At 75.2% G+C, this 26,290-nt stretch carries 21 protein-coding genes; 16 read left to right on the top strand and 5 right to left on the bottom strand.

What is annotated here, in order from left to right; all coding sequences use genetic code 11:
• Positions 1 to 6 precede the first annotated feature (6 nt).
• The gene (locus ACUJ8O_RS02425) at positions 7 to 2,169 is read left to right on the top strand and encodes a primosomal protein N' family DNA-binding protein (protein ID WP_309225964.1); all 2,163 of its coding nucleotides are present in this window, start codon (positions 7 to 9) and stop codon (positions 2,167 to 2,169) included.
• 8 nt (positions 2,170 to 2,177) lie between these two features.
• On the opposite strand, the gene ACUJ8O_RS02420 is transcribed toward ACUJ8O_RS02425, so the two are convergent.
• On the bottom strand, positions 2,178 to 3,233 hold the full coding sequence (locus ACUJ8O_RS02420; protein ID WP_445373113.1) for an alpha/beta fold hydrolase: 1,056 nt from the start codon (positions 3,231 to 3,233) through the stop codon (positions 2,178 to 2,180).
• A gap of 272 nt (positions 3,234 to 3,505) precedes the next feature.
• On the opposite strand from ACUJ8O_RS02420, the gene ACUJ8O_RS02415 reads away from it, so the two are divergent.
• From ACUJ8O_RS02415 to holA, 6 genes are all read left to right on the top strand, one after another.
• Positions 3,506 to 4,831, top strand: a complete 1,326-nt coding sequence (locus tag ACUJ8O_RS02415) for a YkvI family membrane protein (RefSeq protein ID WP_036336588.1) — start codon at positions 3,506 to 3,508, stop codon at positions 4,829 to 4,831.
• Between the two features lie 157 nt (positions 4,832 to 4,988).
• The gene (leuS, locus tag ACUJ8O_RS02410; RefSeq protein ID WP_036336586.1) at positions 4,989 to 7,496 is read left to right on the top strand and encodes a leucine--tRNA ligase; all 2,508 of its coding nucleotides are present in this window, start codon (positions 4,989 to 4,991) and stop codon (positions 7,494 to 7,496) included.
• Between the two features lie 46 nt (positions 7,497 to 7,542).
• Positions 7,543 to 8,517, top strand: coding sequence for a DegV family protein (locus tag ACUJ8O_RS02405; protein WP_036336584.1), 975 nt, complete (start codon positions 7,543 to 7,545; stop codon positions 8,515 to 8,517).
• Between the two features lie 129 nt (positions 8,518 to 8,646).
• Positions 8,647 to 9,498, top strand: coding sequence for a ComEA family DNA-binding protein (locus ACUJ8O_RS02400; protein ID WP_036336582.1), 852 nt, complete (start codon positions 8,647 to 8,649; stop codon positions 9,496 to 9,498).
• A gap of 29 nt (positions 9,499 to 9,527) precedes the next feature.
• Positions 9,528 to 12,095, top strand: coding sequence for a ComEC/Rec2 family competence protein (locus ACUJ8O_RS02395; protein WP_036336627.1), 2,568 nt, complete (start codon positions 9,528 to 9,530; stop codon positions 12,093 to 12,095).
• A 10-nt stretch (positions 12,096 to 12,105) separates the two neighbouring features.
• On the top strand, positions 12,106 to 13,125 hold the full coding sequence (holA, locus tag ACUJ8O_RS02390; protein WP_036336580.1) for a DNA polymerase III subunit delta: 1,020 nt from the start codon (positions 12,106 to 12,108) through the stop codon (positions 13,123 to 13,125).
• 102 nt (positions 13,126 to 13,227) lie between these two features.
• On the opposite strand, the gene rpsT is transcribed toward holA, so the two are convergent.
• Both rpsT and ACUJ8O_RS02380 read right to left on the bottom strand, forming a co-directional pair.
• The gene (gene rpsT / locus ACUJ8O_RS02385; protein WP_036336578.1) at positions 13,228 to 13,494 is read right to left on the bottom strand and encodes a 30S ribosomal protein S20; all 267 of its coding nucleotides are present in this window, start codon (positions 13,492 to 13,494) and stop codon (positions 13,228 to 13,230) included.
• A gap of 195 nt (positions 13,495 to 13,689) precedes the next feature.
• Positions 13,690 to 14,091 carry a type II toxin-antitoxin system PemK/MazF family toxin gene (locus ACUJ8O_RS02380; RefSeq protein ID WP_435891104.1) on the bottom strand — a complete coding sequence of 134 codons (402 nt, stop codon included), beginning with the start codon at positions 14,089 to 14,091 and terminating at the stop codon, positions 13,690 to 13,692.
• Between the two features lie 372 nt (positions 14,092 to 14,463).
• Between ACUJ8O_RS02380 and lepA the strand changes: the two genes are divergently transcribed.
• Entirely contained in the window at positions 14,464 to 16,323 is a 1,860-nt protein-coding gene (lepA, locus tag ACUJ8O_RS02375; protein WP_036317188.1) for a translation elongation factor 4, read from the top strand.
• Entirely contained in the window at positions 16,324 to 17,604 is a 1,281-nt protein-coding gene (hemW, locus tag ACUJ8O_RS02370) for a radical SAM family heme chaperone HemW (protein ID WP_036317191.1), read from the top strand.
• Positions 17,605 to 17,619: 15 nt separating this feature from the next.
• On the opposite strand, the gene ACUJ8O_RS02365 is transcribed toward hemW, so the two are convergent.
• Together ACUJ8O_RS02365 and ACUJ8O_RS02360 are read right to left on the bottom strand one after the other, a co-directional pair.
• Positions 17,620 to 18,039, bottom strand: a complete 420-nt coding sequence (locus tag ACUJ8O_RS02365) for a DUF4870 domain-containing protein (protein ID WP_002854682.1) — start codon at positions 18,037 to 18,039, stop codon at positions 17,620 to 17,622.
• Between the two features lie 94 nt (positions 18,040 to 18,133).
• Complete coding sequence (locus tag ACUJ8O_RS02360; protein ID WP_095353355.1) at positions 18,134 to 18,994, bottom strand: DUF3097 family protein; 861 nt, start codon at positions 18,992 to 18,994, stop codon at positions 18,134 to 18,136.
• 170 nt (positions 18,995 to 19,164) lie between these two features.
• Here ACUJ8O_RS02360 and hrcA point away from each other — a divergent pair, with 170 nt between their 5' ends.
• The 7 genes from hrcA to era all read left to right on the top strand — a co-directional run bounded on the left by hrcA (position 19,165) and on the right by era (position 26,068).
• Entirely contained in the window at positions 19,165 to 20,178 is a 1,014-nt protein-coding gene (hrcA, locus tag ACUJ8O_RS02355; RefSeq protein WP_445373112.1) for a heat-inducible transcriptional repressor HrcA, read from the top strand.
• 75 nt (positions 20,179 to 20,253) lie between these two features.
• Positions 20,254 to 21,387, top strand: coding sequence for a molecular chaperone DnaJ (dnaJ, locus tag ACUJ8O_RS02350; RefSeq protein WP_036336564.1), 1,134 nt, complete (start codon positions 20,254 to 20,256; stop codon positions 21,385 to 21,387).
• Positions 21,384 to 22,145, top strand: a complete 762-nt coding sequence (locus tag ACUJ8O_RS02345) for a 16S rRNA (uracil(1498)-N(3))-methyltransferase (RefSeq protein ID WP_036336562.1) — start codon at positions 21,384 to 21,386, stop codon at positions 22,143 to 22,145. Before dnaJ ends, ACUJ8O_RS02345 begins: the two co-directional genes overlap by 4 nt.
• Positions 22,146 to 22,185: 40 nt before the next feature.
• The gene (locus ACUJ8O_RS02340) at positions 22,186 to 23,259 is read left to right on the top strand and encodes a PhoH family protein (protein ID WP_002854671.1); all 1,074 of its coding nucleotides are present in this window, start codon (positions 22,186 to 22,188) and stop codon (positions 23,257 to 23,259) included.
• Entirely contained in the window at positions 23,249 to 23,722 is a 474-nt protein-coding gene (ybeY, locus tag ACUJ8O_RS02335; protein ID WP_010078622.1) for an rRNA maturation RNase YbeY, read from the top strand. Before ACUJ8O_RS02340 ends, ybeY begins: the two co-directional genes overlap by 11 nt.
• 11 nt (positions 23,723 to 23,733) lie before the next feature.
• Positions 23,734 to 25,059 (top strand): hemolysin family protein, encoded by a 1,326-nt coding sequence (locus tag ACUJ8O_RS02330; RefSeq protein WP_445373111.1) that lies wholly within the window; start codon positions 23,734 to 23,736, stop codon positions 25,057 to 25,059.
• A gap of 43 nt (positions 25,060 to 25,102) precedes the next feature.
• Positions 25,103 to 26,068, top strand: coding sequence for a GTPase Era (gene era / locus ACUJ8O_RS02325; protein ID WP_166437570.1), 966 nt, complete (start codon positions 25,103 to 25,105; stop codon positions 26,066 to 26,068).
• Positions 26,069 to 26,290: the final 222 nt, after the last annotated feature.

Below are 26,290 nucleotides of genomic sequence, written 5' to 3'. Positions count from 1 at the left end.
GCGGGCATCACGGACACGCTGTTCGCCCTCCCGGAGCCGGAGGACGCGCCCCGACTGCCGGAGCGGGCCGAGGGGTGGCCGGAGCGGCCGATCGCCCGCGTCCTGCTGGACTCGCCCGTGCCGCACCTGGACCGCGAGTTCGACTATCTCGTGCCCGTGGCCCTGGACGACCGGGCGGTCCCCGGCTCCCGCGTGTCCGTCCGCTTCGGCGGACGGGCCATGACGGGCTGGCTCGTCTCGCGGGAGCAGGAGCCGGCCACCGGCGCCCAGCTCACCGAGCTCACCGGCGTGCTCACCGCCATCCCGCCGCTGACGGAGGAGGTCCTGGCGACGGCTCGCGCGGTGGCCCGCCGCCAGGCCGGCGTCGTCACGGACGTGCTGCGGGCCGCGGTGCCCCCGCGCGTTGCGCAGGTCGAGAAGGCCGCCCTGGCGGAGGACGCGGAAACCGCCGCGGACCACCCTGTGACGCTGACCGGCACGGACGCCGAGCGCCCGGAGCCTCCCGCGGCGGAGGAGGGCCTCGTGCCCACGGTGTGGGAGTCCCTCGAGGGGGGCACCGCGTTCGTGTCCGCCGTGCTGGCCGGGGACGCCGCGCGGGCGGCCGCCGTCGTGCCCTCGCGCCTGTTCGAATGGGACGAGGCGGGCGCGCTGGCCGCTCTGGCGCGCACGGTGGCCGCCTCGGACGGCGGCGTCCTGCTGCTGGTGCCCGACCACCGCGACCTCGACCGGCTCTGCGCCGCCCTCGACGAGCACGTGGGGGAGGACGCCTACGCGCGGATCGGCTCCGAGGACGGCAACACGCCCCGGTACCGCGCCCACCTGGCCGCGCTGCGCGGCACCCGGCGCATCGTGGCCGGCACCCGGGCCGCCGTGTGGTCGCCCGTGCGCGACCTGAGGCTGGTGGTGCTCTGGGACGACGGCGACGACGCGTGGGCAGAACCCCGCGCGCCCTACTTCCACGCCCGAGAGGTCGTGTTGGAGCGGGCCCGCGCGACCGGCGCGGCGCTGCTCTTCGCCGGGCCCTCCCGGTCCGTCCCGGTGCAACGGCTCGTCGAGTCGGGCTGGCTGCTGCACCTGGGCCCCTCCCGCGCGACCCAGCGCGAGCTCGGGCCACGGGTCGTCTCCACCGCCGACGCCTGGGAGACGGCGCGCGACCCGTTCGCGCAGCGGGCGCGGCTGCCGCAGGCCGCCTGGGCCGCCGCCCGCGCCGCGCTGCTCGGGCCACGGCCGGGCCCGGTGCTCGTGCAGGTGGCCCGGGCCGGCTTCATCCCAGCCCTCGTGTGCGAACGGTGCCGCACGCCCGCCCGCTGCCGCGTCTGCGCGGGGCCGCTGGGCTTCCGCGACGCGCGGGCCGCCCGGCACGGGGAGGTGGCCTGCCGGTGGTGCGGCACCCGGGAGCGCGGCTTCCGGTGCACCGAGTGCGGCGGCACGACGCTGCGGGCCGGCGCCCGCGGCGTGGACCGCACGGCCGAGGAGCTGGGCCGGGCGTTCCCGCGCGTGCCCGTGCACGCCTCCTCGGCGCAGCACATGCTCGGCTCGGTGCCGCCCGGGCCCTCCCTGGTGGTGGCGACCGTGGGGGCCGAGCCGGCGACGCCCGACGGCTACGCGGCCGCCCTGCTGCTCGACGGGGACAGCCAGCTCCAGCGCGAGGGCCTCGACGTGCCGGGCCGCGTGCTCGCCCGCTGGCTCGCGGCCGCCTGCCTGGTCCGCCCCGCCTCCGACGGGGGCGTCGTGGTGGTCACCGCGGACGCGGGGGAGGCGGTGAACGCGCTCGTCCGACGGGACCCCGACGGCTTCGCCGCGCGCCAGGTCGCCGAGCGGCGCGAGCTGCACCTGCCTCCCGCCGGCCGCCTCGCAGAGGTCACGGGGGAGGCCGCCGCCGTCGCGGAGTACCTCGAGCTCGTGGAGGCCGCCCGCCGGGAACGGCCGGACGAGGACGTCCACGAGGATCCGCACTCGGCCCCGCTCGACGGCGGCCCGGCGCGGCTGCCCTGGATCGGGCCGGTGCCGGACCCCGCCGACGAGACCCGCTCCCGCGCCCTGCTGATCTTCCCCTACGCGGCGGCCGAAGCCACCGTCGGCGCCCTGCGCGCCGCCCGGTCCGCAGCGAGCGCTCGGCGGGAGACCGCCCCGGTGCGGGTGCGGCTCGACCCGGCCGGGGTGCTCTGAGGGGCCCGTCAGCGGCCGGCGCGGCGGAGCCAGTCGCGGATCAACGCCGCACAGGCGGCCGGCCGCTCGTAGTGCAGCAGATGCCCGACGCCGTCGAGGACGTGCAGCTCCGCCGTGCCGCCCGCGTCGTCGATCGCCGCGGCGAGCGCCTCCTGTGCCGGCACCGAGCCCAGCGGATCCTCCCGCCCCGCGACCAGCAGCACCGGCAGGCTGAGGCGGGCGGCGACGTCGGCCACGGAGCCCGTGCTCGAGGCGCGGTACGCCTCGGAGAGCATGCGTGCGGAGGCGAAGTCCGAGAAGTGGCGCCGGTGCTGGTCATGGGTGTACGCGAGGACATCCCTGTCCCTGGTGCGGGTCATGGCGAGCGTGGTCACCCACACGACCGGCGGCGCGCCCAGCAGCAGCCGCGCCGGGCGCTCGGGCAGGCGGGCGGCGACCTCGTAGTACCCCTCGGCGACGGCCGCCAGCACCCGACTCGACACGGACGCCGACGCCTCCAGCGCGGGTTCGGCGATGGGGTTGAGCAGGACCAGCCGTGCCCACCGGGACGGGTCCCGGGCGGCCAGCTCGGCCGCCACCGTCGTCCCGTAGGAGTGTGCGACCAGCACGGGGGCGGCTGGCAGACCCAGGGCGGCGACGCCGGCGGCCACCGCGTCCGCGTGATGGGCCACGGTGTGCTCGGCGTGAGGGAAGGGCTCCGAGTCCCCGAAGCCGGGCAGCTCGATCGAGTGGATCGGATGCTCCGGGAGCGCGTCGGCCAGCAGGGCGAGGCCGTGGTGATCCCCGCGGAAGCCGTGCACGAACACCAGCGGGGCAGCGGCCGGGTCTCCCTCGGGTGCGCCTCGCGATCCCGGCGCGGCCTCCGGAACGGGGGCGTACTCCCACACGGCCACGGACGACGGGGTCCTGCGGACGGGGTCCGGGACCGCCAGGGTGCGCCGGCGGGGCGTCCGGGCCACGTGGCCCGTCAGCACGCGGGGATCGGCGGGCGCCGCGGGCGGGCGCAGCAGATCGCGCAGGCGGACGGGCGGGCCCGGGGCGGCGGACGGCGTCGGGACAGGCACGTCCCCACCCTAGCCAGGCCTTCGACCGCCGACGCCGTGGCGCCTCGTCTCCGCTGGACGCGGGGACGGGGTCCGCCGAGATGCTCGGCCTGATCGCGACCGCGGCGTGCCAGCGGGAGGGCGGCCTTGGGGTGGGCCTGAGGCCACGCTGCCCGGAACCCGGCGACGCCTGGTCCTGGCCACGATGGCGCGCGCGTGCCTACCGTACTCCGGCCCGTCCTCGGTCCCGGGGCCCGCACGGGCGCACCCCGTCCCCCACGAAAGGCCCATGCGTGCAGCACCCCGTCGCGCTCAGATCCCTGAAGATCGCCCTCGCCTTCGTCGGCCTGCTCGTCGGCGCCGGCTTCGCCACCGGCGCCGAAGTCATCCAGTACTTCGTGGGCTTCGGCTGGATCGGCGTCGTGGGCGCGGGACTGGCCGGCCTGCTCGTCACCGCCGGCGGCGCCGTCATCCTCCAGCTGGGCAGCGTGTTCCTCGCGGCCGACCACAAGGTCGTCTTCCGCAGCGTCTCGCACCCCGTGATGGCCCGGATCCTGGACGTCGTGGTGACGGTGACGCTCTTCGCGATCGGCGTCGTCATGCTCGCCGGGGCGGGCTCGACGCTCGCCCAGCAGTTCGGCTGGCCGACGTGGGCGGGCTCCACCCTGATGACCCTGCTCGTGCTCGTGACGGGCATGCTGGACGTGGAGAAGGTCTCCGCGATCATCTCCCTGATCACGCCCCTGGTGGTCGTCGCGGTCGTGGCCGGGTTCGTCCACGTCCTGGTCACCCGCGACGGCGGCTTCACCGCCCACGAGTCCCTCGCCGTCCAGGCCACCACGCCGGTGGACCCGTGGTGGCTGTCCTCGGTCAACTACTTCGGCCTCGTCGTCGTGATGGCCGTGTCCATGTGCCTCGTGATCGGCGGGTCCATCACCCACCCCCGGGAGGCGTTCCTCGGCGGCCTCACCGGTGGCCTGATGTACACCGCCCTGCTCCTGATGGCCTCCACGCTGCTCTACCTCGGCTACGCCGAGATCGGCCGCGCCGACGTCCCCATGCTGCGGCTGTTCGCCTCGATCGCGCCCTGGCTGGGCTGGGCGATGGTCGTGGTGATCTACCTGATGATCTTCAACACCGCGATCGGCATGTTCTACGCGCTGGGACGCCGCCTCACGGCCGACCGCCCGGGCCGCTACCGGCCCGTGTTCGCCGGCGTCACGCTGCTGGCCTTCGCGGTGAGCTTCGTCGGCTTCGGCGACCTGATGAACGTCGTCTACCCGGCGCTGGGCCACCTGGGGATCGTGCTCGCGCTCGTGCTCCTCGTCTGGTGGCTCACCCACCGCCGGCAGATCTCCGCCGAGTCGGGGCTGCGTCTGCGCCTGCTCGCGCTGCTCCGCCTGCGTGAGCATCCGGAGAAGACCTTCACGGCCCAGCACGCAGTGCAGCTGCAGGAGGCGGTCGGGGACTCCGTGGCGGCCCCGGACGCGGTGACGGAGGCCCTCGAGGACGAGGTCGCCCAGGTGCTCGAGGAGGACGACGCGCTCACCTCCGGAGGGGCGCGCCCCGGTCCCGACGCCGGGCCCGAGCGTCCGGCAGGCGGCAGCCACTCCGCCTGAAACCGCGTGCCCGGCCGGGCACGGCGTCTCGGAGCGGCCCTGCGGCCGGGCCGGGGCGCCGTCGCCGTAGGATGGGGTGGCCGGCCGTGCCGCCGGCCCCGTCCGCGCCGCCCGAGGGCCGGCGCCCCATCCCGACTGCGTGAGGACTCGAACCGCCGTGAGCCAGACCCCCGACAGCGCCGTGCCGGCCACCCCCAGCATCCCCGCCGACGCGGAGTACTCGTTCCGTGACGTGGAGGCCCGCTGGGCCGGGTACTGGGAGCAGGCCGGGACGTTCGCCCCGCGCGAGGACGGCTCCGAGACCCGCACCGTGGTCGACATGTTCCCGTACCCGTCGGGCGACCTGCACATGGGGCACGCCGAGGCGTTCGCGATGGGCGACGTCGTCGCGCGCCACTGGATGCAGCGCGGCTTCGACGTGCTGCACCCCATCGGCTGGGACTCCTTCGGCCTGCCGGCCGAGAACGCCGCCATCAAGCGCGACGCCCACCCGGCCGAGTGGACCTACGCGAACATCGAGACGCAGAAGCGCTCCTTCCAGCGGTACGGCATCGCCGTGGACTGGTCCCGTGAGCTGCACACCTCGGACCCCGAGTACTACCGGTGGACCCAGTGGCTGTTCCAGCAGCTGTACCGCAAGGGCCTGGCGTACCGGAAGGACTCCCCGGTCAACTGGTGCCCCCAGGACCAGACGGTGCTCGCCAACGAGCAGGTCGTGGACGGCCGCTGCGAGCGCTGCGGAACCGAGGTCACCAAGCGGACCCTGAACCAGTGGTACTTCCGCATCACCGAGTACGCGGACGCGCTGCTGGACGACATGGACCAGCTCACCGGCCACTGGCCCGAGCGCGTGCTCGCCATGCAGCGCAACTGGATCGGCCGCTCCGAGGGCGCCCACGTCGACTTCCAGGTCGAGGACGGCCCCGTCGTCACGGTCTTCACCACCCGGCCGGACACGCTGCACGGCGCGACCTTCATGGTGGTCGCCGCCGACGCGCCGCTGGCCGCCGAGCTCGCCGGCGACGACGTGCGGGCCGAACTCGAGGCGTACCGGGAGGACCTGAAGAAGGTCTCGGACATCGACCGCCAGGCCACGGACCGCCCGAAGAGCGGCGTGTTCCTGGGCCGCCACGCCGTGAACCCGCTGACCGGTGAGCGCCTGCCGATCTGGGCCTCGGACTACGTGCTGGCCGACTACGGCACGGGCGCCATCATGGCCGTGCCGGCCCACGACCAGCGCGACCTCGACTTCGCCCGCGCCATGGGGCTGCCCGTGCGCGCCGTGCTGGACACCGGCGAGGAGGACCCGGCCGTCTCCGGCGTCGCGACGACCGGCGAGGGCATCCTGGTGAACTCCGGGGAGCTCGACGGCCTGGACAAGACCGCGGCCATCGCGCGGGCCATCGAGATCGTGCAGGAGCGCGGCACCGGCCGGGGCACCACCACGTACCGGCTGCGCGACTGGCTGCTCTCCCGTCAGCGCTTCTGGGGCACCCCGATCCCCGTGGTCCACTGCCCGGACTGCGGCGAGGTGCTCGTGCCGGAGGACCAGCTGCCGGTCACCCTGCCGACCGACCTCAAGGGCGAGCAGCTCGCCCCCAAGGGCCAGTCGCCCCTGGCCGCGGCGACGTCGTGGGTCGAGGTGGACTGCCCGCAGTGCGGCGGCCCCGCGCGACGGGACACCGACACCATGGACACGTTCGTGGACTCGTCCTGGTACATGCTCCGCTACGCGTCCCCGAACGACGACGCCCGCGTCTTCGACCCCGAGGCCCTGCGCCGCTGGCTGCCCGTGGACCAGTACGTGGGCGGCGTGGAGCACGCGATCCTGCACCTGCTGTACGCCCGCTTCTTCACCAAGGCCCTGCACGACCTCGGCCTGGTGCCCTTCACCGAGCCGTTCCGCGCCCTGCTCAACCAGGGCCAGGTGCTCAACGACGGCAAGGCCATGTCCAAGTCGCTGGGCAACGGCGTGGACCTGGGCGACCAGCTGGACCAGTTCGGCGTCGACGCCGTGCGCCTGACCATGGTGTTCGCCTCGCCGCCCGAGGACGACGTGGACTGGGCCGACGTCGCCCCGGGGGCCGCCGGCAAGTTCCTGGCCCGCGCGTGGCGCCTGGCCCGCGACGTCCGCGCGACGGGCACCCCGGCCGGCACGGACCCGGCGGACGGGGCCGTGGCCCTGCGCCGGGTGACCCACCGGACCGTGCACGAGGCCCAGCAGCTGCTGGACGACGGCAAGTTCAACGTGGTCGTCGCCAAGACGATGGAGCTGGTCAACGCGGCCCGCAAGGAGATCGACGCGGGTGCCGGCGCGGCCGACCCAGCCGTCCGCGAGGCCGCCGAGGCCGTGGCCGTGCTGCTCTCCCTCGTGGCGCCGTACACGGCCGAGGACATGTGGGTGCTGCTCGGCCACGAGCCCTCCGTGGTCCGCGCCGGCTGGCCCGCGGTGGACGAGGCGCTGCTGGTCGAGGACACCGTCACGGCCGTCGTCCAGGTCAAGGGCAAGGTCCGCGACACCCTCGAGGTGCCCGCGGACATCACCGCCGAGGACCTCGAGGCGCGCGCCCGCGCGTCGCAGAAGGTGCGGAACTTCATCGGGGACGCCGAGATCGTCAAGGTGATCGTGCGGGAGCCCAAGCTCGTGAACCTGGTGATCCGCTGACCGCGTGAGACCGGCCCCGACCGAGCCGGGGGAGAGGAGGCAGGCCGTGGCGAGCATCGAGCAGTGGCGCGACGACGCGCTCGTCCGCCTGCGCTCCCGCCGCTCCCAGCTGGCCGGGCGGGCACGCTACGGGCTGCGCCCGCCCCGCCGGGACCGCACGGCCGTCGTCACGGACTCGGCCGCGGCCCTGCCCGGCGCCGTCCTCGGACACGGTCTGGCCGCGGGGATCCGCCAGGTGGCGCTGCCCGTCATGGTGGGCGAGCAGATCCACACGGAGGGCACGGACGAGCTCGCGCTGGAGCTGCCGCTGGCCCTGGCCGCCGGCACTCCGGTCCGCACCTCGCGGCCCTCGCCGGGCGCGTTCCGGACGGCCTACGCCGAGCTGGCCCGCGCCGGCTACGCACGCATCCTCTCCGTCCACCTGTCCGGCGAGCTCTCCGGCACCGTGGAGGCCGCGCGCCTGGCCGCCGCGGACGCCGAGCGCCCGGTGACCGTGGTGGACTCGCGCACCGTGGGCTTCGCTCTGGGCACGGCCGTGGTGGACGCCGCCGTGGACGCGGGGGTGGGAATGCCCGTGGCCCGCATCCGCGAGCGGCTCGAGGCCACCGTGGACTCCAGCCACGTGCTGTTCACGGTGCCCAGCCTCGAGCAGCTGCGCCGGGGCGGGCGGATCAGCGGGCTCGCCTCGCTGCTGGGCACCCTGCTGCAGGTGCGCCCCGTCATGGCCGTCGACGACGGCGCGATCGGCCTGGTCGACCGCCCGCGGTCCGCGGCCCGCGCCGTCGACCGGCTCGTGGAGCTCGCGGTCGAGAGGGCCGGAGAGGACCCGGTGCGGATCGCCGTCCACGAGTACGGCGACCCCGAGACGGCCATGCAGCTCGCGGAGCGTCTGCAGCCGATCTCCACCACACCCGTGCCCGTCGTCGAGCTGCCCGCCGTGCTCGCCGCGCACCTGGGCCTGGGTGCGCTGGGCGTGGTGATCTGCCCACTGGAATCGCCCACGGGGGGCTCGGGGGACTGAGGCCGCCCGTGCAGGAGCGCAGCGGAGACGGGCGCGTCCGTTCCTGCACACCGCCCCGGACCGCGGTGGTCATCCCCAGGCCGGGTACGGGACGCGCCCGGCTCAGACGCGGGGACGCAGACTGCCCGCATGAGCCCCAGCCACCGCCTCTGCGACGATCCGCCCGCCTTCGCCCCGGACCCCGCGGCCGTCCCCGACGTCGACACGGCCGGCCCGCACGCCGCGTCCCGGTGGGAGCGCACCCCGCCCCGGGGCCCAGTGCTGCGGTGGCGGCCGGCCCTGCTGGCCGTCACCGTGCTGCTCGTCGCCGCCGCGGCCTGGTGGGCGGTGGCCTGGCTGACCACCCCGGCGCCGCCCGCGGCGGTCCCGGCGGCCGCGGCCGGTGCAGGCATCCCGCAGACCGGCGCGCCCTCCGCCGCCTCGACGGCGGCCGGCACCGACGCGCGGACGCCCGAGGCGGGGCCGTCGGGGGAGGCGTCCGGGTCCGCCGGGTCCACCCCGCTGCGGGTGCACGTGGTGGGCGAGGTCGCCCGGCCGGGTGTGGTCAGCCTCGCGCCGGGCTCCCGGGTGGCCGACGCCGTGCGCGCGGCCGGGGGCCCGACCCGGCACGCCCGGGCGGAGCGCATCAACCTCGCGGCCCCGCTGGACGACGGCCAACAGGTCCTCGTCCCCTCCGCCCACACGCCGCAGGACGCCCTGGACCGGGTGGCCGGGGCCGCGCAGGCTCAGCCCACGCCGACCACGGGCGGGGCCGGTGCCACTGGCGAGCCTGGCGGTGCCGAGCCCCGCGGCACCGTGGACCTGAACACCGCCGACGCCGCAGGCCTGCAGACCCTGCCCGGCGTCGGCCCCGCCACGGCGGAGAAGATCATCGCCCACCGCGAGACGGTCGGCCCGTTCACCGGCCTGCAGGACCTGGACGCGGTGCCCGGCATCGGCCCGGCCACGCTTGACCGGCTCCGCGACCTCGTCTCGTGGTGAACCCGGCCCCGGGCCCGCCCAACGATCCCGTGGACCGCCGCGCCCGGCACCGCGAGGTGCCCGGCCCGCTCGAGGCCCGGTGGGTGCCCGCCCTGCTCGGGTGCCTCACCCTGGGGATCCTCGGCGTCGGCTGGGACGCCCCGGCCCGGTCGGCGGCGGCCCTCACGGGGCTGGCCGTCGCCGCGGCCGCCATCCTGGGCGCCGCCCGCTCGACCGGTCGGATACGGGGCGTGGCCACCGCGACGGCGCTGGCCGGCGTGGCCGCGGCCCTGATGCTGCAGCACTCGGCCGGGCCCGCCGCCGCGGCCAGCGGCAGCGGCTGGACCGGCGCGGTGCACGCGGGCTCACCGCTGCGGCTCGAGCTGACCCTGGACGGGCCCGCCACCCGGAGCGAGGCGACCTTCGGCCCACGCTGGAGCGTGCCCGTGCGGGTCGAGACGTTCGGTCATCCGCCGCGGGCCCCCGAGGCGGCCGTGACGGCCCGACTCACGGGCGGGGGCGCACCGCCCGCGACGATCGTCGCGCCGGAGGGCGGGACGTGGGCCCCCGACGGCGGGCCGGGATCGCGGGTGTGCGTCGTGGCCCGGCCGTCGAGGTCCGGTTCCACCGTGTTCCTGGCCGCCGCGTCCGCCCCGCAGCCGGGACCCTGCCCCGGCGGGACGCAGACGGCAGGCGGGGCCACCGGCGGTGACCCGGGCCCCCCGCGGCGGGAGGCGCTGCGCGCCGCGTTCCGTCAGTCTGCGGAGGGCACGGTCGGCGCTGCGCCGGAACTCATCCCGGGGCTGGTGCTGGGCGACCGCTCCGCCCAGGGGGCCGCCCTCGACGACGCCATGAAGGCCTCGGGCCTGTCGCACCTGTCTGCCGTGTCCGGGGCCAACGTGGCCATGATCCTCGGCGCGGTCGCGATCACCCTGCGCAGCGCGCGGGTGCACCGGGCGGTGGTCCTCAGCGCCGGGCTGGCGGTCCTCGGGGTGTTCGTGGTCGTCGTGGGGCCGGAGCCGTCCGTGCTCCGGGCGGCCGTGATGGGCGCCCTCGGAGCGCTCGCGGTGTTCTTCGGCCGCGCGCGGCAGGCGTTCGGACTCCTGACGGTGGGCGGCACGGCCCTGCTCGTCGCGGTGCCGGCCCTCGCCGTGGAACCGGCCTTCCACCTCTCCCTGGCCGCGACCGCGGGCATCGTCCTGGCCGGCGCGCCCCTCGACCGTGCGCTGCACGCCGGGCTCGGCCGGATGCTGCCCGACGTCGTAGCGCGGTGGCTCTCGGCGTCGCTCGCGGTGACCGTGGCCGCCCACCTGGCCTGCCAGCCGATCATCCTGGCCATGACCGGTGAGGTGTCGGCCTACGCGGTGCCGGCCAATCTGCTGGCCGCCCCGGCCGTGCCGCCCGTGACCGTCCTGGGCACCCTCGCCGCGGCCCTCGCCCTGCCCGCGCCGGGGATCGCGGCCGCCCTCGTGGCCGTGATCCAGTGGCCCGCGGCCTGGATCGGGTGGGTCGCCCACACCAGCGCCTCCCTGCCCGGGGCGCTGCGTCCGTGGCCGGCCGGAGCCCTCGGCGCCGGGCTGGGCGTCCTGCTGGTGGCCGCGACGCTCCTCGGGTTCGCCGCCGTGCTCCTGCTCGAACGACGCCGGACCGCCCCTGTCCGGCGTGTCGGCCGCAGCGCGCCGCGGACCCGCGAGCGCCTCCCCGCCCTGGTCGTGCTCGCCGCCGCCCTGGCCGCGGCCACCACGGGGGCGGTCGGGGCGGTCCTCGTGCCGCGGTCCTCGGGCTCGGCCCCGCCGGACTGGGCGGTGGCGTTCTGCGACGTCGGCCAGGGGGACATGGCCGTGTTCCGGTCCGGCCCGCGCGCGGGGGTCGTCGTCGACGTCGGGCCCGAGCCGGGGCTCGCACGTCGCTGCCTCGACGACCTCGACGTAGACCGGGTGGACGCCGTGCTGCTCACCCACCTGCACGCCGACCACGCCGGGGGACTGGCCGGCGTGGTCGACCGCGCCTCCCGCGGGGCGGTGCACTACGCGACCCGGGACGCACCGGCGCAGGGCCGGGAAGGGCGCGGAGGCGAGGCGGACGGCGTCGACCCGCTCGCCGACGCGGCACGGCTCCGCACCGGCGCGACGGGCACGGCCGGGCCGGTGCGGTGGCACGTGCTGCTCGCCGACGCGCGGGCCCCCGAGGAGAACGACGCCTCCGCCCAGGTGCTGGTCACCGTCGAGAGCGGGGCCGGTCCGGTCACGACGCTGGTCACCGGCGACATGGAGGAGGACGCCTCCGCGGCGTGGGTCGCGGGGCGCCGGTCCGATGCCGCCGCACCGCCGCGCGTGGACGTGCTCAAGGTCGCCCACCACGGGGCCCGCAACGGTGGGACGGCCGTGCCGCGCGCGGCCGGCGCCCGCCTGCACGTGGTCTCCGTGGGCGCCGACAACCCGTACGGCCACCCCCACCGGGCCACGGTGGACGCGCTCGGCCGCCTCGGGCCGGTGGCCCGCACGGACCTGCACGGCACGCTGGCCCTCACGGCCGCGGACGGCCCCGACCCCGACGGCGCGCCCGAGATCGCGGTCCACACCGTCCGCCCGCCCTCGAGCGTCCGCACCGGACCTTAGGATGGGACGCATGTCCGCCGCCCGCAGCCCCCGTTCCGGCCGAGCCGGCCGCACCGACCCGCTGGCCTGGCGGAGGGCCGAGCCCGCCCCGCTCATGCTCCTCAAGGGGCCCGAGGACCATGCCGCCCGCTGGGTGACGGACCGCGTGACCCAGGCTCTGCGCGAGCGTCACGGTCAGCTGGAGATCCACCGGCTCCGCGCGGGGGAGTACCAGCCCGGCCAGCTGGCCACCGCGGCCAGCCCGTCCCTCTTCGCCGAGCCCACCCTCATCACGGTCGAGGGCCTCGAGGCCATGAACGATGCGTTCCTCGAGGACGCCCTGCGCCTCGTCCAGCAGGGCCCCGGCGCGGACGACGTCACGCTCGTGCTGCGTCACACCGGCGGCACCCGCGGCAAGAGGCTGCTGGATGCCGTCGCGAAGGCCGGCACGGTGGTCGAATGCGTGCCGCTGAAGAAGGACGAGGAGCGGCTGGCCTTCGTGCAGGCCGAGTTCCGCGACCGGCGTCGGCGCATCGACGAGGAGGCGGCCCGCGCGCTCATCCGCGCCACCGGCGCCTCGCTCACGGAGCTCGCGGCCGCGTGCGCCCAGCTCGTCGACGACACCGAGGGCGTCGTCAGCGTCGAGACCGTGGACACGTACTACAGCGGCCGCGTGGAGGCCACGAGCTTCGCGGTGGCCGACGCGGCGCTCGAGGGGCAGGCGGCGAGGGCCGTCTCCCTCGTGCGGCACGCGATGGCCACCGGCGTCCACCCGGTGATGATCACCGCGGCACTCGCGCTCAAGGCGCGGCAGGTGGCGCGGATGATCGACGCCCGCCGGCCCGCCGCCGAGCTGCCGTCCCTGCTCGGGGTGGCCCCGTTCCAGGTGCGCTACATCCAGCAGGCGGCGCGGCACTGGACGGCGGCCGGCATCGCGCAGGCCGTGGAGTGGATCGCCCAGGCCGATGCCGAGGCCAAGGGCGCCTCCCGCAACCCGGAGTTCGCCGTCGAGCGCGCGGTCATCCGCGTGGCCACCGCCGTCAGCCGCTGACGGCGCCGCCGGACGGCATCCCTCGGGGGCAGCCCGGACACGACGCGGCCCCCGCACCGATCGCTCGGGGCGGGGGCCGCGGTCACAGCCGGGGGGCGTGGATCAGCCGAGGAGGGCCTTCACGCGGGCGGCGATGCCGGACTTGCGGTTCGCGGCCTGGTTCTTGTGGATGACGCCCTTCGAGGCGGCCTTGTCCAGCTTGCGGGAGGCGGTGCGCAGCGCGGCGGCGGCGGCCTCGGGCTCGCCGGCGGCGACGGCCTTGTCCACGGCGCGGATGGCGGTCTTCAGCTCGGACTTCACCGCGACGTTGCGCTGGCGCGCCTTCTCGTTGGTGAGGATGCGCTTCTTCTGGGACTTGATGTTAGCCAAATCGGGTCCTTCGTCGTCGGCGGCGCGGACGAGGGTCCGGGCGCCGCATGAACAGGGGGTCGTGGAGGGTGCCCGGATCCGTGGACTGAGCGGCGTGGGGAACACCGATGATGACCCGTTCCGGGGGTGCCCGTCGACCGGCGGACACAATGCGGACGATCCTACCACCCAGACCCTGCGATCCGCGCGGCCGACTCAGCGCCCCCGCCGCCGGGCGCGGGCCAGCGCGGCCGTGACCCGGTCGAAGGCCGCCCGGTCCAGGACGCCGCCCTCCCGGCGCACCGCGGCCGGATCCACGCGGACCACCCGGTCCAGCTTCACCTCCGAGGCGCGGCCGGACCGGTCCCAGGCGCCCGCGCCCACGTCCACGTAGTCCTCGTCGCGGGCCAGGGCGTTGTTCCGGTCCCGGCTGGTCAGCATGAGCCCGAGCAGGTGCGCCCCGTCCCGGCCGATCAGGAGCACGGGGCGGTCCTTGCCCCGGCCGTCCATCTCCTCGTACGGCACCCAGGTCCACACGACCTCGCCCGGCCCGGCCGTCGGCCCGGGCACGGGCGCGTACTCGACGCGGACGGTGCCGGTGAAGTCCGGCAGGGACACGTGGCGGCCGGCGTCCTGTCGCCGGGGCCGGCGCTCCTGCCCGGGCCCGGGCATCGGCCACGAGTCGGTGGGCTCCGTGGGGTCCCACGCGGGCCCGGGAGGCCCGGGCGGGCCCGGGAAGGGCGACGGGCCGCTCCGGTCGCCGGCCCGTCGACCGGCCTCGGAGGCGGCCCGGCGCGGCCGGGCGTCGTCGCGGAGGGCGCCGATCAGGCGTGCCGTCCGGCGGCCGAGGGACAGGGCGCGATGCAGGTCGAAGGCGATGGGCGTGAATCTAGTGGACGCGCGGGCCCGGCGTCCGGGTCGGGTCGGCGGCGGGACATGAGAGACTAGGCGGTCAGAGTCCCGTCCCCGTCACCCGTAGAGGAAGTGCCCGTGTCGCCCCTGGCGTCGAACCCCCCGGTGCCCGCTGCCACCGACCCCTCGGTGATCCGCAACTTCTGCATCATCGCCCACATCGACCACGGCAAGTCCACGCTGGCGGACCGCATGCTGCAGGCCACCGGCGTCGTGCAGCCTCGCGACATGAAGGCCCAGTACCTGGACCGCATGGACATCGAGCGTGAGCGCGGCATCACCATCAAGTCCCAGGCCGTGCGCATGCCCTGGTCCGTGGACGGGGTGGACTACGCCCTGAACATGATCGACACCCCCGGGCACGTGGACTTCACCTATGAGGTCTCCCGCTCGCTGGCCGCATGCGAGGGCGCGATCCTGCTGGTGGACGCCGCCCAGGGCATCGAGGCCCAGACCCTGGCGAACCTCTACCTCGCCATGGAGCACGAGCTGGAGATCATCCCCGTGCTCAACAAGATCGACCTGCCCGCCGCGGATCCGGACCGCTACGCGGCCGAGCTGGCCTCCCTGATCGGCTGCGAGCCCGAGGACGTGCTGCGCGTCTCCGGCAAGACGGGCGTCGGCGTCGAGGACCTGCTGGACCGCGTGGTCCGCGCCATCCCCGGCCCGGAGGGGGACGCGGACGCCCCGGCCCGCGCGATGATCTTCGACTCCGTGTACGACACCTACCGGGGCGTCGTCACGTACGTGCGCGTCGTGGACGGCCGGCTCTCCCCGCGGGAGAAGGTCCGCATGATGTCCACGGGCACCACCTACGAGCTCCTCGAGATCGGCGTCTCCTCCCCGGAGCCCGTGCCCACGAACGGTCTGGCCGCGGGCGAGGTGGGCTACCTCATCACCGGCGTGAAGGACGTGCGTCAGTCCAAGGTGGGCGACACGGTCACCAACCACGCCCACCCGGCGGAGCAGTCCCTGGGTGGCTACGAGGACCCCAAGCCCATGGTGTTCTCGGGCCTGTATCCCATCGACGGCTCGGACTATCCCGTGCTGCGTGACGCCCTGGACAAGCTCAAGCTCAACGACGCCGCGCTCGTCTACGAGCCGGAGACCTCGGTCGCGCTGGGCTTCGGCTTCCGCGTCGGCTTCCTCGGTCTGCTGCATCTGGAGATCGTGCGCGAGCGCCTCGAGCGCGAGTTCGACCTCGATCTCATCTCCACCGCGCCCAACGTGGTCTACGAGGTCACCCGGGAGGACCGTGAGGTCGTCACCGTGACCAACCCCTCCGAGTTCCCCGAGGGCAAGATCCTCGAGGTGCGCGAGCCCATGGCCTCGGCCACGATCATCGTGCCGGCGGAGTTCATCGGCGCCGTCATGGAGCTGTGCCAGGCCAAGCGCGGCAACCTCAAGGGCATGGACTACCTCTCCGAGGAACGCGTGGAGATCCGCTACTGGATCCCCCTGGCCGAGATCGTGTTCGACTTCTTCGACCAGCTCAAGTCCCGCACCAAGGGGTACGCCTCGCTGGACTGGAAGGCCGACGGCGACCAGGTCGCCGACCTCGTCAAGGTGGACATCCTGCTCCAGGGCGAACAGGTGGACGCGTTCTCCTCCATCACCCACAGGGACAACGCCTACGCGTACGGCGTGATGATGACGGGCAAGCTCAAGGAGCTGATCCCGCGCCAGCAGTACGAGGTGCCGATCCAGGCCGCCATCGGCTCGCGCATCATCGCCCGCGAGAACATCCGCGCGATCCGCAAGGACGTGCTCTCCAAGTGCTACGGCGGAGACATCTCCCGCAAGCGCAAGCTGCTCGAGAAGCAGAAGGAGGGCAAGAAGCGCATGAAGATGGTCGGCCGGGTCGAGGTCCCGCAGGAGGCCTTCATCGCCGCCCTATCCTCGGACGGCGCCGGCGCCGACCAGGCCGCGAAGAAGTAAGTGCCCGCCCTGCCCCTCGGCGAGCCCGTCCCCGACGACGGCCGGCTGCCGGCCGACGTCGGGCAGCGGGTGCGCGCGGCCGCCCGCGACGGCGCGGCGCGCACCTTCAGCCTGTACGTCCACGTGCCGTTCTGCACGGTGCGCTGCGGCTACTGCGACTTCAACACGTACACGGCCGTCGACTTTGGCCCCGGCGCGGGTCGCGGCGACTACTGGGAGTCGGCGGTCGCGGAGCTGGACTTCGCCGCGGACGTGCTCGCGTCCTCGGACGTGCCCGCCCGCCCGCTGCACACGGTGTTCTTCGGCGGCGGCACGCCCACGCTCCTGCCGGCCGCGGACCTCGTGCGCATCCTCCAGGCGGCGGTGGACCGGTTCGGGATCGCGCCCGGCGCGGAGGTGACCACCGAGGCCAACCCGGACACGATCACCCCGGAGTACGCCCGCCAGCTCGCGGCCGGCGGCTTCACCCGCCTCTCCCTGGGCATGCAGTCCGCGATGCCGCACGTGCTCGCCACGCTCGAGCGCACCCATCGGCCCGAGTCCGTCCCCGCCGCCGTCGCCGCGGCCCGCGAGGCCGGCCTGGAGGTGTCCCTGGACCTGATCTACGGGACCGCGGGGGAGTCCCTCGCCGACTGGCGGGCCACGCTCGAGGCCGCAGTCGTCCTGGCCCCGGACCACGTGAGCGCGTACTCGCTGATCGTGGAGGAGGGCACCAAGCTCGGGGCCCAGGTGGCCCGCGGCGAGGTGGCGGACGTGGACCCCGACGACCAGGCGGACAAGTACCTGCTCGCCGAGGAGCTGCTCAGCGCCGCCGGCTACCGCTGGTACGAGGTGTCCAACTGGGCGCGGGATCCGCGGGGGTCCGGGGTCCACCGCGCGCGGCACAACGTGGCGTACTGGGAGGACCAGGACTGGTGGGGGATCGGCCCGGGCGCGCACTCGCACCTCGCCGGCGTCCGGTTCTGGAACGCCAAGCACCCCGCCGCCTACGCGCAGCGGCTGGCCACGGGGGTCACCCCCGCCGTCGGCCGCGAGCGGCCCGACGCCGACGCGCGGCGCCTCGAGCGCATCATGCTCGCGGTGCGCACGGTGGGCGGGCTCCCGACCGCGGAGCTCGTCTCGGAGACGCCGGGGGAGGCCGCGCGGATCCGCGGGGCGATCGCCGAACTCATCGCCGCGGGCCTGCTGGACGGGCGCGCCGCCGTCGACGGGCGCATCATCCCGACGCTCGAGGGGCGGCTGCGCAACGACGCGATCGTCCGGGCGCTGGCCGGCTTCTGACCGGCCGACCCCGGGTCAGCGCAGGATGCGCAGGTTGAACGGGTACCGGAACGGACGGCCCTTGGACACGTGCGAGGCGCCCATCACGCCGTAGACCGCCATGGCGGCCCACGTGAGCGCGCCGAGGATCGCGAAGATCGGGCCGACCACCGGCAACAGGGACAGGAAGAAGAACAGGAGCGTGATGAGCGTGGGCGGCCCGGAGAAGTTCAGGGCCTCCCGCGACTCCTGCGAGGTGAACGGGCCGCGGTCGCGATAGAGCAGCCACACGACCAGCGGGCCGAGCACGCCGAACGCCAGACTGAGATGGGCCAGCGCCGCGCGGTCACGGTCCTGCTTCGCCGTGAGCGGGGCGCCGCGGCCGCCGGCCGAGACGAGCCAGGCGGGCGGGCCGTGGCCGGTGCGGCCGGCGTCGGGCTGCGCGCGGGTGTTCACGAGGGGCTCCTCCTGGATCGCGGGACCCGCGCGCCGGGGACCGGGCGCAGGGCATGGGCCAGCATAGCGCGGGCGGGCGGGGGCCGCGCCGAGATCAGTGCTCGGGTGCGGCGGTGAGGAAGTCGATGAGCTCCTCCACGCGGCCCAGCAGGGACGGCTCGAGGTCCGCGTACGTGGTGACGTGGGAGAGCAGCCGCTTCCACCCCAGCCCCGTGGCCTCCTTGCTCCCGTGCGGCCAGCCCAGTCCCCGCAGGATCCCCGTCTTCCAGTCCTGCCCCTTCGGCACGACGGGCCACGCGGGGATGCCGAGGACGGAGGGCTTGATGACCTGCCAGACGTCCACGTAGGGGTGACCGAGGATGAGCACGTTGCCCGCGGCCCCCGGCACGCGCATGGCCTCGGCCGCGAGGCGCTCCTCCTTGGACCCGGTGACGAGATGGTCCACGAGGATCCCGAGCCGGCGCCGCGGACCGGGGGCGAACGCACGGATCGCCCCGGCGAGGTCGTCCACGCCGTGCAGGGGCTCCACGACGATGCCCTCGAGGCGCAGGTCCTCGCCCCACACCTTCTCCACCAGCTCGGCGTCGTGCACGCCCTCCACCCAGATGCGAGAGGCGCGGGCAGTGCGGGCCCGCGCCCCCTCGACCCGTCGCGAGCCGGAGGCGGTGCGGGCCGGCGCCGCCGGGGCCGCGGCGGTCGGGGGGACCAGGGTCACGGGCTCGCCGTCGATCCAGAAGCCGCCGCCGAGGGGGAAGCCGCGGCGCACGCCGCGGCGGTCCTCCAGGACCACCACGTGCACGCCGCCGGAGCGCTCGATGCCGCTCACGGCCCCGGTGAACCCGGAGGCCACGTCCTCGACCACCGTGCCGGGGGTGGCGGGCACATCGGGGACGGTCCGGGCGGGGCGGCGCGTCAGGTCGTCGTGGCCCGCGGGGCCCCAGCTGCTCCAGTCCATGGGAGAGCACGGTAGCAACGGGGGCGGGCGATCACCGTGAGCGAAGCCGTGCGGGCCGGTCGGGTCGTCCCCCGGGTCGGACGGTAGCATTGGCACTTGACCCGCCGGAGTGCCAGCCAGGGGCACCTCCGGGGTCGCCCCGGATCCCGACGGACCAGAGGAGGACCGAGATGTCGGAGCAGCCCCGCCGCCTGCAGGTGCTCCAGGCGATCGTGGAGGACTACGTGGCGCTGCGCGAGCCCGTGGGCTCCAAGGCGCTCGTGGAACGGCACGCCCTGGGCGTGTCCTCCGCGACCGTGCGCAACGACATGGCTGCGCTCGAGGAGGAGGGCCTCATCGTGGCCCCGCACACCTCCGCCGGGCGCGTCCCCACGGACAAGGGCTACCGCGTGTTCGTCGACCGCCTCTCCGAGGTGAAGCCGCTGTCCCCCGCCGAGCGCCGGGCCGTGCGGACCCTGCTGGACCCGGAGACGGACACCGAGCACATGATGGAGTCCACGGTGCGCCTCCTGGCCCAGCTGACCCAGCAGGTCGCCGTCGCGCAGTTCCCCCACGAGGACGGCTCCACGATCCGCCACCTCGAACTGGTCTCCCTCGCGCCCACGCGCGTGCTCGTGGTCCTCATCCTGTCCACGGGGCGGGTGGACCAGCGGCACGCCGTGCTGGACCGTCCGGTCGACGAGGCGGAGCTGTCCGTGCTCCGCGGCCTCCTGCTGGACGCCCTGCTGGGGCTCGGTCCGGTGCAGGCGGCCACCGTGGTGGACGACGTCGTCACCCGGGTCCGCCCGGAGCACCGGCCGGCCGCGGCCCTCGTGGCCGCGGCCGTCCAGGACCTGCTCGAGGCCGGCCGGCAGGACCGCATCGTCCTGGCCGGCACCGCCAACCTGGCCCGCTCCCCGGGGGACTTCGGCGCGTCCATCGGGCCGATCCTGGAGGCGCTCGAGGAGCAGGTGGTGCTGCTGCGCCTGCTCACGGAGATGGAGCAGGACGCCCACGGGGTGTCCGTGCGGATCGGCTCCGAGAACGCCGGATCGCTCGCGGACACCTCGGTGGTCGCGGCCGCCTACGGCCCCGGCGCCGTGGCGAAGCTCGGCGTCATCGGTCCGACCCGGATGGACTATCCGGGCACCATGGCCGCCGTCCGGGCGATCGCCCGCTATCTCTCCCGCATCCTGACCACCTGACGTGCCTCCGCGCGTCCTGGCGGGCCCCGTCCCGCACCGCCCCACGTCCCGCTCGCCCCGAGAGGAATCCCCACCGTGACCGACCACTACGAGACGCTCGGCGTCAGCCGTGACGCCAGCACCGAGGAGATCCGCCGCGCCTACCGCAAGCTCGCGCGCACCCACCACCCGGACGTCAACCCCGACCCGGAGGCGGCCGAGCAGTTCAAGCGCATCTCCCACGCCTATGAGGTGCTCTCGGACGAGGACCGGCGTCGGGCCTACGACACGACGGGCAATGAGAACGGCCAGGCCGGCTTCCCGGGCGGCTTCGGTGGGGCGGGCGGCTTCGGGGGCTTCGCCGACATCTTCGAGACCTTCATGAACGCGGCCGGCCAGGGCGGCCGCGGTGGCCCCGCCAGCCGCGCCCGCCGCGGCCAGGACGCGCTGGTGATCGCGCGGATCGACCTGCGCGACGCGGTCTTCGGCGGCGAGCAGACCATTGAGCTGGACACGGCCGTGCGCTGCGAGCGGTGCGGGGGCTCGTGCTGCGAGCCCGGCACCCAGCCGGAGACCTGCCAGACCTGTCAGGGCCACGGCATGATCCAGCGCCCCGTGCGGTCGCTGCTGGGCACCGTCATGGCCACCGAGGCCTGCCCCGCCTGCCAGGGGTTCGGCACCGTCATCCCGACGCCCTGCCACGAGTGCGACGGGCAGGGCCGCGTCCGCACCCGGACGTCGCTGACCCTGCGCATCCCCGCGGGCGTGGACGACGGCACCCGCATCCACCTCGCCGGCCGCGGCGAGGCCGGCCCGGGCGGCGGCCCGAACGGCGACCTCTACGTGGAGATCGCGGTCCGCCCGGACGAGACCTTCCGCCGCGAGGGCGACCACCTGGCCACCACCGTGACCGTCCCCATGGCGGCCGCGGCCCTGGGCACCACCGTCACGCTGGACACCCTGGACGGCAAGCAGTCCGTCAGCCTGGACCCGGGTGTGCAGTCCGGCCACGTCGAGGTCCTCCAGGGCCTGGGCGTCGGCCGCCTGCGCGGGCAGGGCCGTGGTGACCTCAAGGTGGACGTGGTGGTCACCACGCCCACCGACCTGGACGACGAGCAGCGCCAGCTCCTGGAGCGCCTGGCGGAGGTGCGCGGCGAGGAGGTCGTGCACGGCGCACCCCAGGCCAGGGGCATGTTCGCCCGGCTGCGGGAGAACCTGAGGAACCTGTGACCGCCCCCCTGTTCCACCTCGAGCCGGGCGCTCTGGCCGGCGCGAGCGCCGGCGTGGAGGTCGTCTTCGGTGGCCCCGAGGCCCGCCACGCCGCCGCGGCCATGCGCCTGGCCCCCGGGGAGGCCGTGATCCTGGCCGACGGGTCGGGCACGCTCGGCCACGGCACCGTGCTCGCGGCCGCCCCGGACGGGGTGTCCGTGCGGCTGGACGCGGTGGCGGAGGAGCCGGCACCCACCCCGGCGCTCGTGCTCGTCCAGGCCCTCGCCAAGGGCGATCGGGACCTCATGGCGGTCCAGGCCGCCGTCGAGCTCGGCGTGACCGCCGTGGTGCCCTGGGAGGCCGAGCGCTCGATCGTCCGCTGGAAGGGCCCCAAGGCCGCCAAGGCCCGCCAGAAGTGGGCGGACACGGCCCGCGCGGCCGCCAAGCAGGCGCGTCGCGCCCGGGTGCCCGCGGTCCGGGACCACGTCTCCGGGACGGCGGTGGCCGGGCTGGTCCAGGACGACGACGGCGGCCGGCTCGTCCTCGTGCTGCACGAGGACGCGGAGCACGGGGTGTCCTCGGTGCCGGCGGAACGACTCTCCGAGGCCGCCGAGATCGCCGTCGTCGTGGGCCCCGAGGGCGGGATCGGCGCGGCCGAGCTCGAGGCCTGCGTGGCAGCGGGGGCCGTGCCGGTGCGGCTCGGCCCGCACGTGCTGCGCGCCTCCACGGCCGGCCCCGCCGCCCTCGCCGTGCTCCAGCACCGGCTCGGCCGCTGGTGAGCCCCGGCAGGACCGCGCACCGACGCCTAGACTGGATTCGATGTCCCGCCCCCGCGACCCCGAGGTGATCCGCCCCATCGTGACCGTGCCCCCCACGACCCCGACCCCGCCCGCCACTGCGCACGAGGGCGTCGCGTTCGAATCCGCCGACCTCATGGTCCGCACCCTCGGACCGCAGGACGCCCTGCTGCGGATCCTCGGCGGCGTGTTCCCCACCGTGGACGTCACGGTCCGCGACCAGCGGCTGGACCTGGCCGGGCCGGTGGCCGACGTGGCCACGGTGCGGCGCGTCGTCGAGGACCTGCGCTCGATCGCCCGCCGCGACCAGGCGGTCACCCCCGAGGTGATGGGCCAGGTCGTCCATCACGTCCGCGGAGCCGCCACCGGGCGCGGCGCGGGTCAGCTGCACCTGGACTCGATCCTCTCGGGCCGGGGTCGCCGCATCCGCGCGAAGACCCTGCACCAGCAGGACTACGTGGAGGCGATCGACCGCTCCACCGTCGTCTTCGGCGTCGGCCCGGCCGGCACCGGCAAGACCTACCTGGCCATGGCCAAGGCCGTGCAGGCGCTGCAGGCCAAGGAGGTCAACCGGATCATCCTCACCCGCCCGGCCGTCGAGGCCGGCGAGCGTCTCGGCTTCCTGCCCGGCGGGCTCTCCGAGAAGATCGACCCGTACCTGCGCCCCCTGTACGACGCGCTGCACGACATGATCGAGCCCGAGTCGATCCCGCGGCTGATGGAGGCCGGGACCATCGAGGTCGCCCCGCTGGCGTACATGCGCGGCCGCACCCTGAACGACGCGTTCGTGATCCTCGACGAGGCCCAGAACACCACCGGCGAGCAGATGAAGATGTTCCTGACCCGCCTCGGCTTCGGTGCGCGCATGGTCGTCACGGGCGACACCTCGCAGGTGGACCTGCCGCGCGGCACCCAGTCCGGCCTGGCCCAGGCCGTCGAGGTGCTCGAGGGGATCGAGGGACTGGAGATGGTCCGCTTCGACTCCTCGGACGTGGTCCGGCACTCGCTGGTGAGCGCCATCGTGGACGCCTACGACGCCGCCCGCGGCCCCGCGGAGCGGTCCCAGAAGCGAGGAGGGGCCCGCCGTGGCCGTTGAGATCCTGAACGAGTCGGGGATCGAGGTCCCCGAGGACGCGCTGCTGCGCATGGCCCGGCACGTGTACGCGCGCCTGCACGTCCACGAGCGCGCCGAGACGGCCGTGACCGTCGTGGACGCCGCGCGCATGGCCGAGCTGCACGAGGAGTGGATGGACCTGCCCGGGCCCACCGACGTGATGAGCCTGCCCATGGACGAGCTGACCCCCGGCTCGCCCGAGGCGCCGGCCGAGGGCGTGCTGGGCGACGTCGTGCTCTGCCCCGAGGTCGCCGCCGAGCAGGCGGCGCGCGGCGGGCACTCCCGTGACGACGAGCTGCTCCTGCTGCTCACCCACGGCATGCTCCACCTGCTCGGGTACGACCACGTCGAGGACGCCGAGCGCGAGGAGATGTTCACGCTCCAGGATCGGCTCGTCTCCGAGGTCCTCGGCCGGCCCGCCCCGGCCCCCACCGTCGAGGATTGACGGCACCGCCCATGCTGACACCCGCCGTCCTCTTCGCCCTCTTCCTGGTCTTCCTCGGCCTGACCTGGACGCTGTCCCTGGCCGAGTCCGCGTTCTCCTACCTCTCCCGGCGGGATGCGGAGGACATCGTCCGCGAGCAGCCCGGCTCCAAGGTCCTGGAGATCGCCCGCGAGCGGGAGAGCCACCTCGGGGCCCTGCGGGTCTGGCGCTTCGTGGCCGAGGCCCTGTCGGCCGTCTGCCTGACCGCGGCCGCCGACGCGGTGGTGGACGACACGTGGCTCGCCGTGGCGATCGCCGCGGTCGTGCTCGTGGGCGTGGCCGCCCTGCTGGGCGTCTGGAGTCCGCGGCCGATCGGCTCCCGCAACGAGGCCGCCGTCGCCCGCCGCCTCGGCGGGCTCGTGTGGGTGCTCCGCCGAGCCCTGGGCCCGCTCGCCGCCCGCCTGGACCGGGACCGGCGCCGTCGCGAGGTCGAGCCGGAGGACGAGGACGACTTCCAGGAGCGCCACCTGCGCGAGTTCGTCGCCCGCGCCCACGACGCGGACGTGCTCGCCGACTCCGAGGCGGAGCTGATCCAGTCGGTGTTCTCCATGAACGACACCATCGTCCGCTCCGTCATGGTGCCGCGCACCGACGTCGTCACGATCGACGCGGACCACACGCTCGGCCAGGCCATGGCCCTGTTCCTGCGCTCCGGCAACTCCCGCATCCCGGTGATCGGCGAGGACGCCGACGACATCCGGGGCATGCTGCACCTCAAGGACGTCACCCGCGCCCTGCACCACGACGGCGCTGCGACCGACACCCCCGTCACCGAGGTCATGCGCGACGTCCGCTTCGTCCCCGAGTCGAAGTCCGTGGCGACCCTCCTGCAGGAGCTGCAGCGCGACTCCACCCACGTCGCCGTGGTGGTGGATGAGTACGGCGGCACGGCGGGGCTCGTGACGCTCGAGGATCTCATTGAGGAGATCGTCGGCGAGATCTACGACGAGGACGACCACCCGGACCGCCCCGAGGTGGAGTTCGTCGCGCCCGGCGTCTACTCCGTCGACGCGCGCATGGGCATCCACGACTTCCGCGAGGAGTTCGAGCTGCCGGAGGAGGACGAGGACGACGACGTCGACACGGTCGGCGGCCTCCTCGCCAAGGAGCTCGGCCGCGTCCCGATCCAGGGCTCGCGCGTCGTGGTCCAGGGGATCGAGCTCGTCGCGGACACCCTCGAGCCCCGCCGCAACCGGGTCGCGCGCCTGCGCGTCTCCGAGACCCCCGACCGCCCGGTGCGGCTGCGCCGGCGCGAGGAGCGGGCCCACGGCGCCGCACCCGCCGACCCCGTGGCCTGAGCCGGCCGCCCCACCCCACGCCCCGCCTGACAAGGATGACCCCATGACCGATCTCGTCGATCCGGCCCGCGCCGCGGACGGCTTCCGTTCCGGCTTCGTCTCGCTCGTGGGCCGGCCGAACGCCGGCAAGTCCACGCTCACCAACGCGCTGGTGGGGGAGAAGGTGGCGATCACCTCCTCCAAGCCGCAGACCACGCGCCACACCATCCGCGGGATCGTCCACCGCGAGGACTTCCAGCTCGTGCTCGTGGACACCCCGGGCCTGCACCGGCCCCGCACCCTGCTCGGCGAGCGCCTCAACGACCTCGTGGCGGAGACGCTCAACGAGGTCGACGCCGTGGGCATGTGCCTGCCGGCCGACGAGGCGATCGGTCCCGGCGACCGGTTCATCGCCCAGCAGCTCTCGTACCTGCACCGCACCCCCGTGGTCGCCGTGGTCACCAAGACGGACAAGGTGGGCCCGGAGCAGCTCATGGCCCAGCTCGTTGCCGTGACCGCCCTGGGCGAGGAGGTCCTCGGGCCGGAGAACGGCGGGGAGGGCTTCGCGGCCGTCGTGCCGGTCTCGGCGGTGGCCGGCCGCCAGGTCGACGACGTCCTGGGCGTCTTCGCGGGCCTGCTGCCGGCCGGGCCGCCCCTGTACCCCGACGGCGAGCTCACGGACGAGCCGGAGGCGGTCATGGTCGCCGAGCTCATCCGGGAGGCGGCCCTGGAGGGAGTGCGCGACGAGCTGCCGCACTCGGTGGCCGTGGTGGTCGAGGAGATGTCCCTGCGCGAGGACCGCCCCGCGGATCGGCCCCTCATGGACGTGTGGGCGAACGTCTTCGTCGAGCGGGACAGCCAGAAGGGCATCATCATCGGCAAGGGCGGCTCCCGGCTGCGTGAGATCGGCGCGCAGGCGCGGGCGGGCATCGAGCGCATGCTCGGCACCAAGGTGCACCTGGACCTGCGGGTCAAGGTCGCCAAGGAGTGGCAGCGCGACCCCAAACAGCTCGGCCGACTCGGCTTCTGAGCCCGAGGCCCCGGCCCGGGCGCGCACGCGCCGGAGCGGGCCGCCGTCGTCGTGCGTCACACGGGGACGGCCTCCTGTGGCCCGGCCCACCTCGGTGCTAGGGTCGGGGGCATGTCCCTCCGCCTCGCGACGACAGCGCCGGCCACGGCCCGCCTGCTACTTCCCGGCCGCACGGTCCCCGTGCCAGGCCGTGATCCACGCCGCCTGAGCGCATGCGGAGGC

Source organism: Micrococcus sp. EWR3.9.1 (assembly GCF_052615555.1).
The sequence above is the reverse complement of the archived record's forward strand: the minus strand, read 5'-3'. Positions and strand labels throughout refer to the sequence as shown.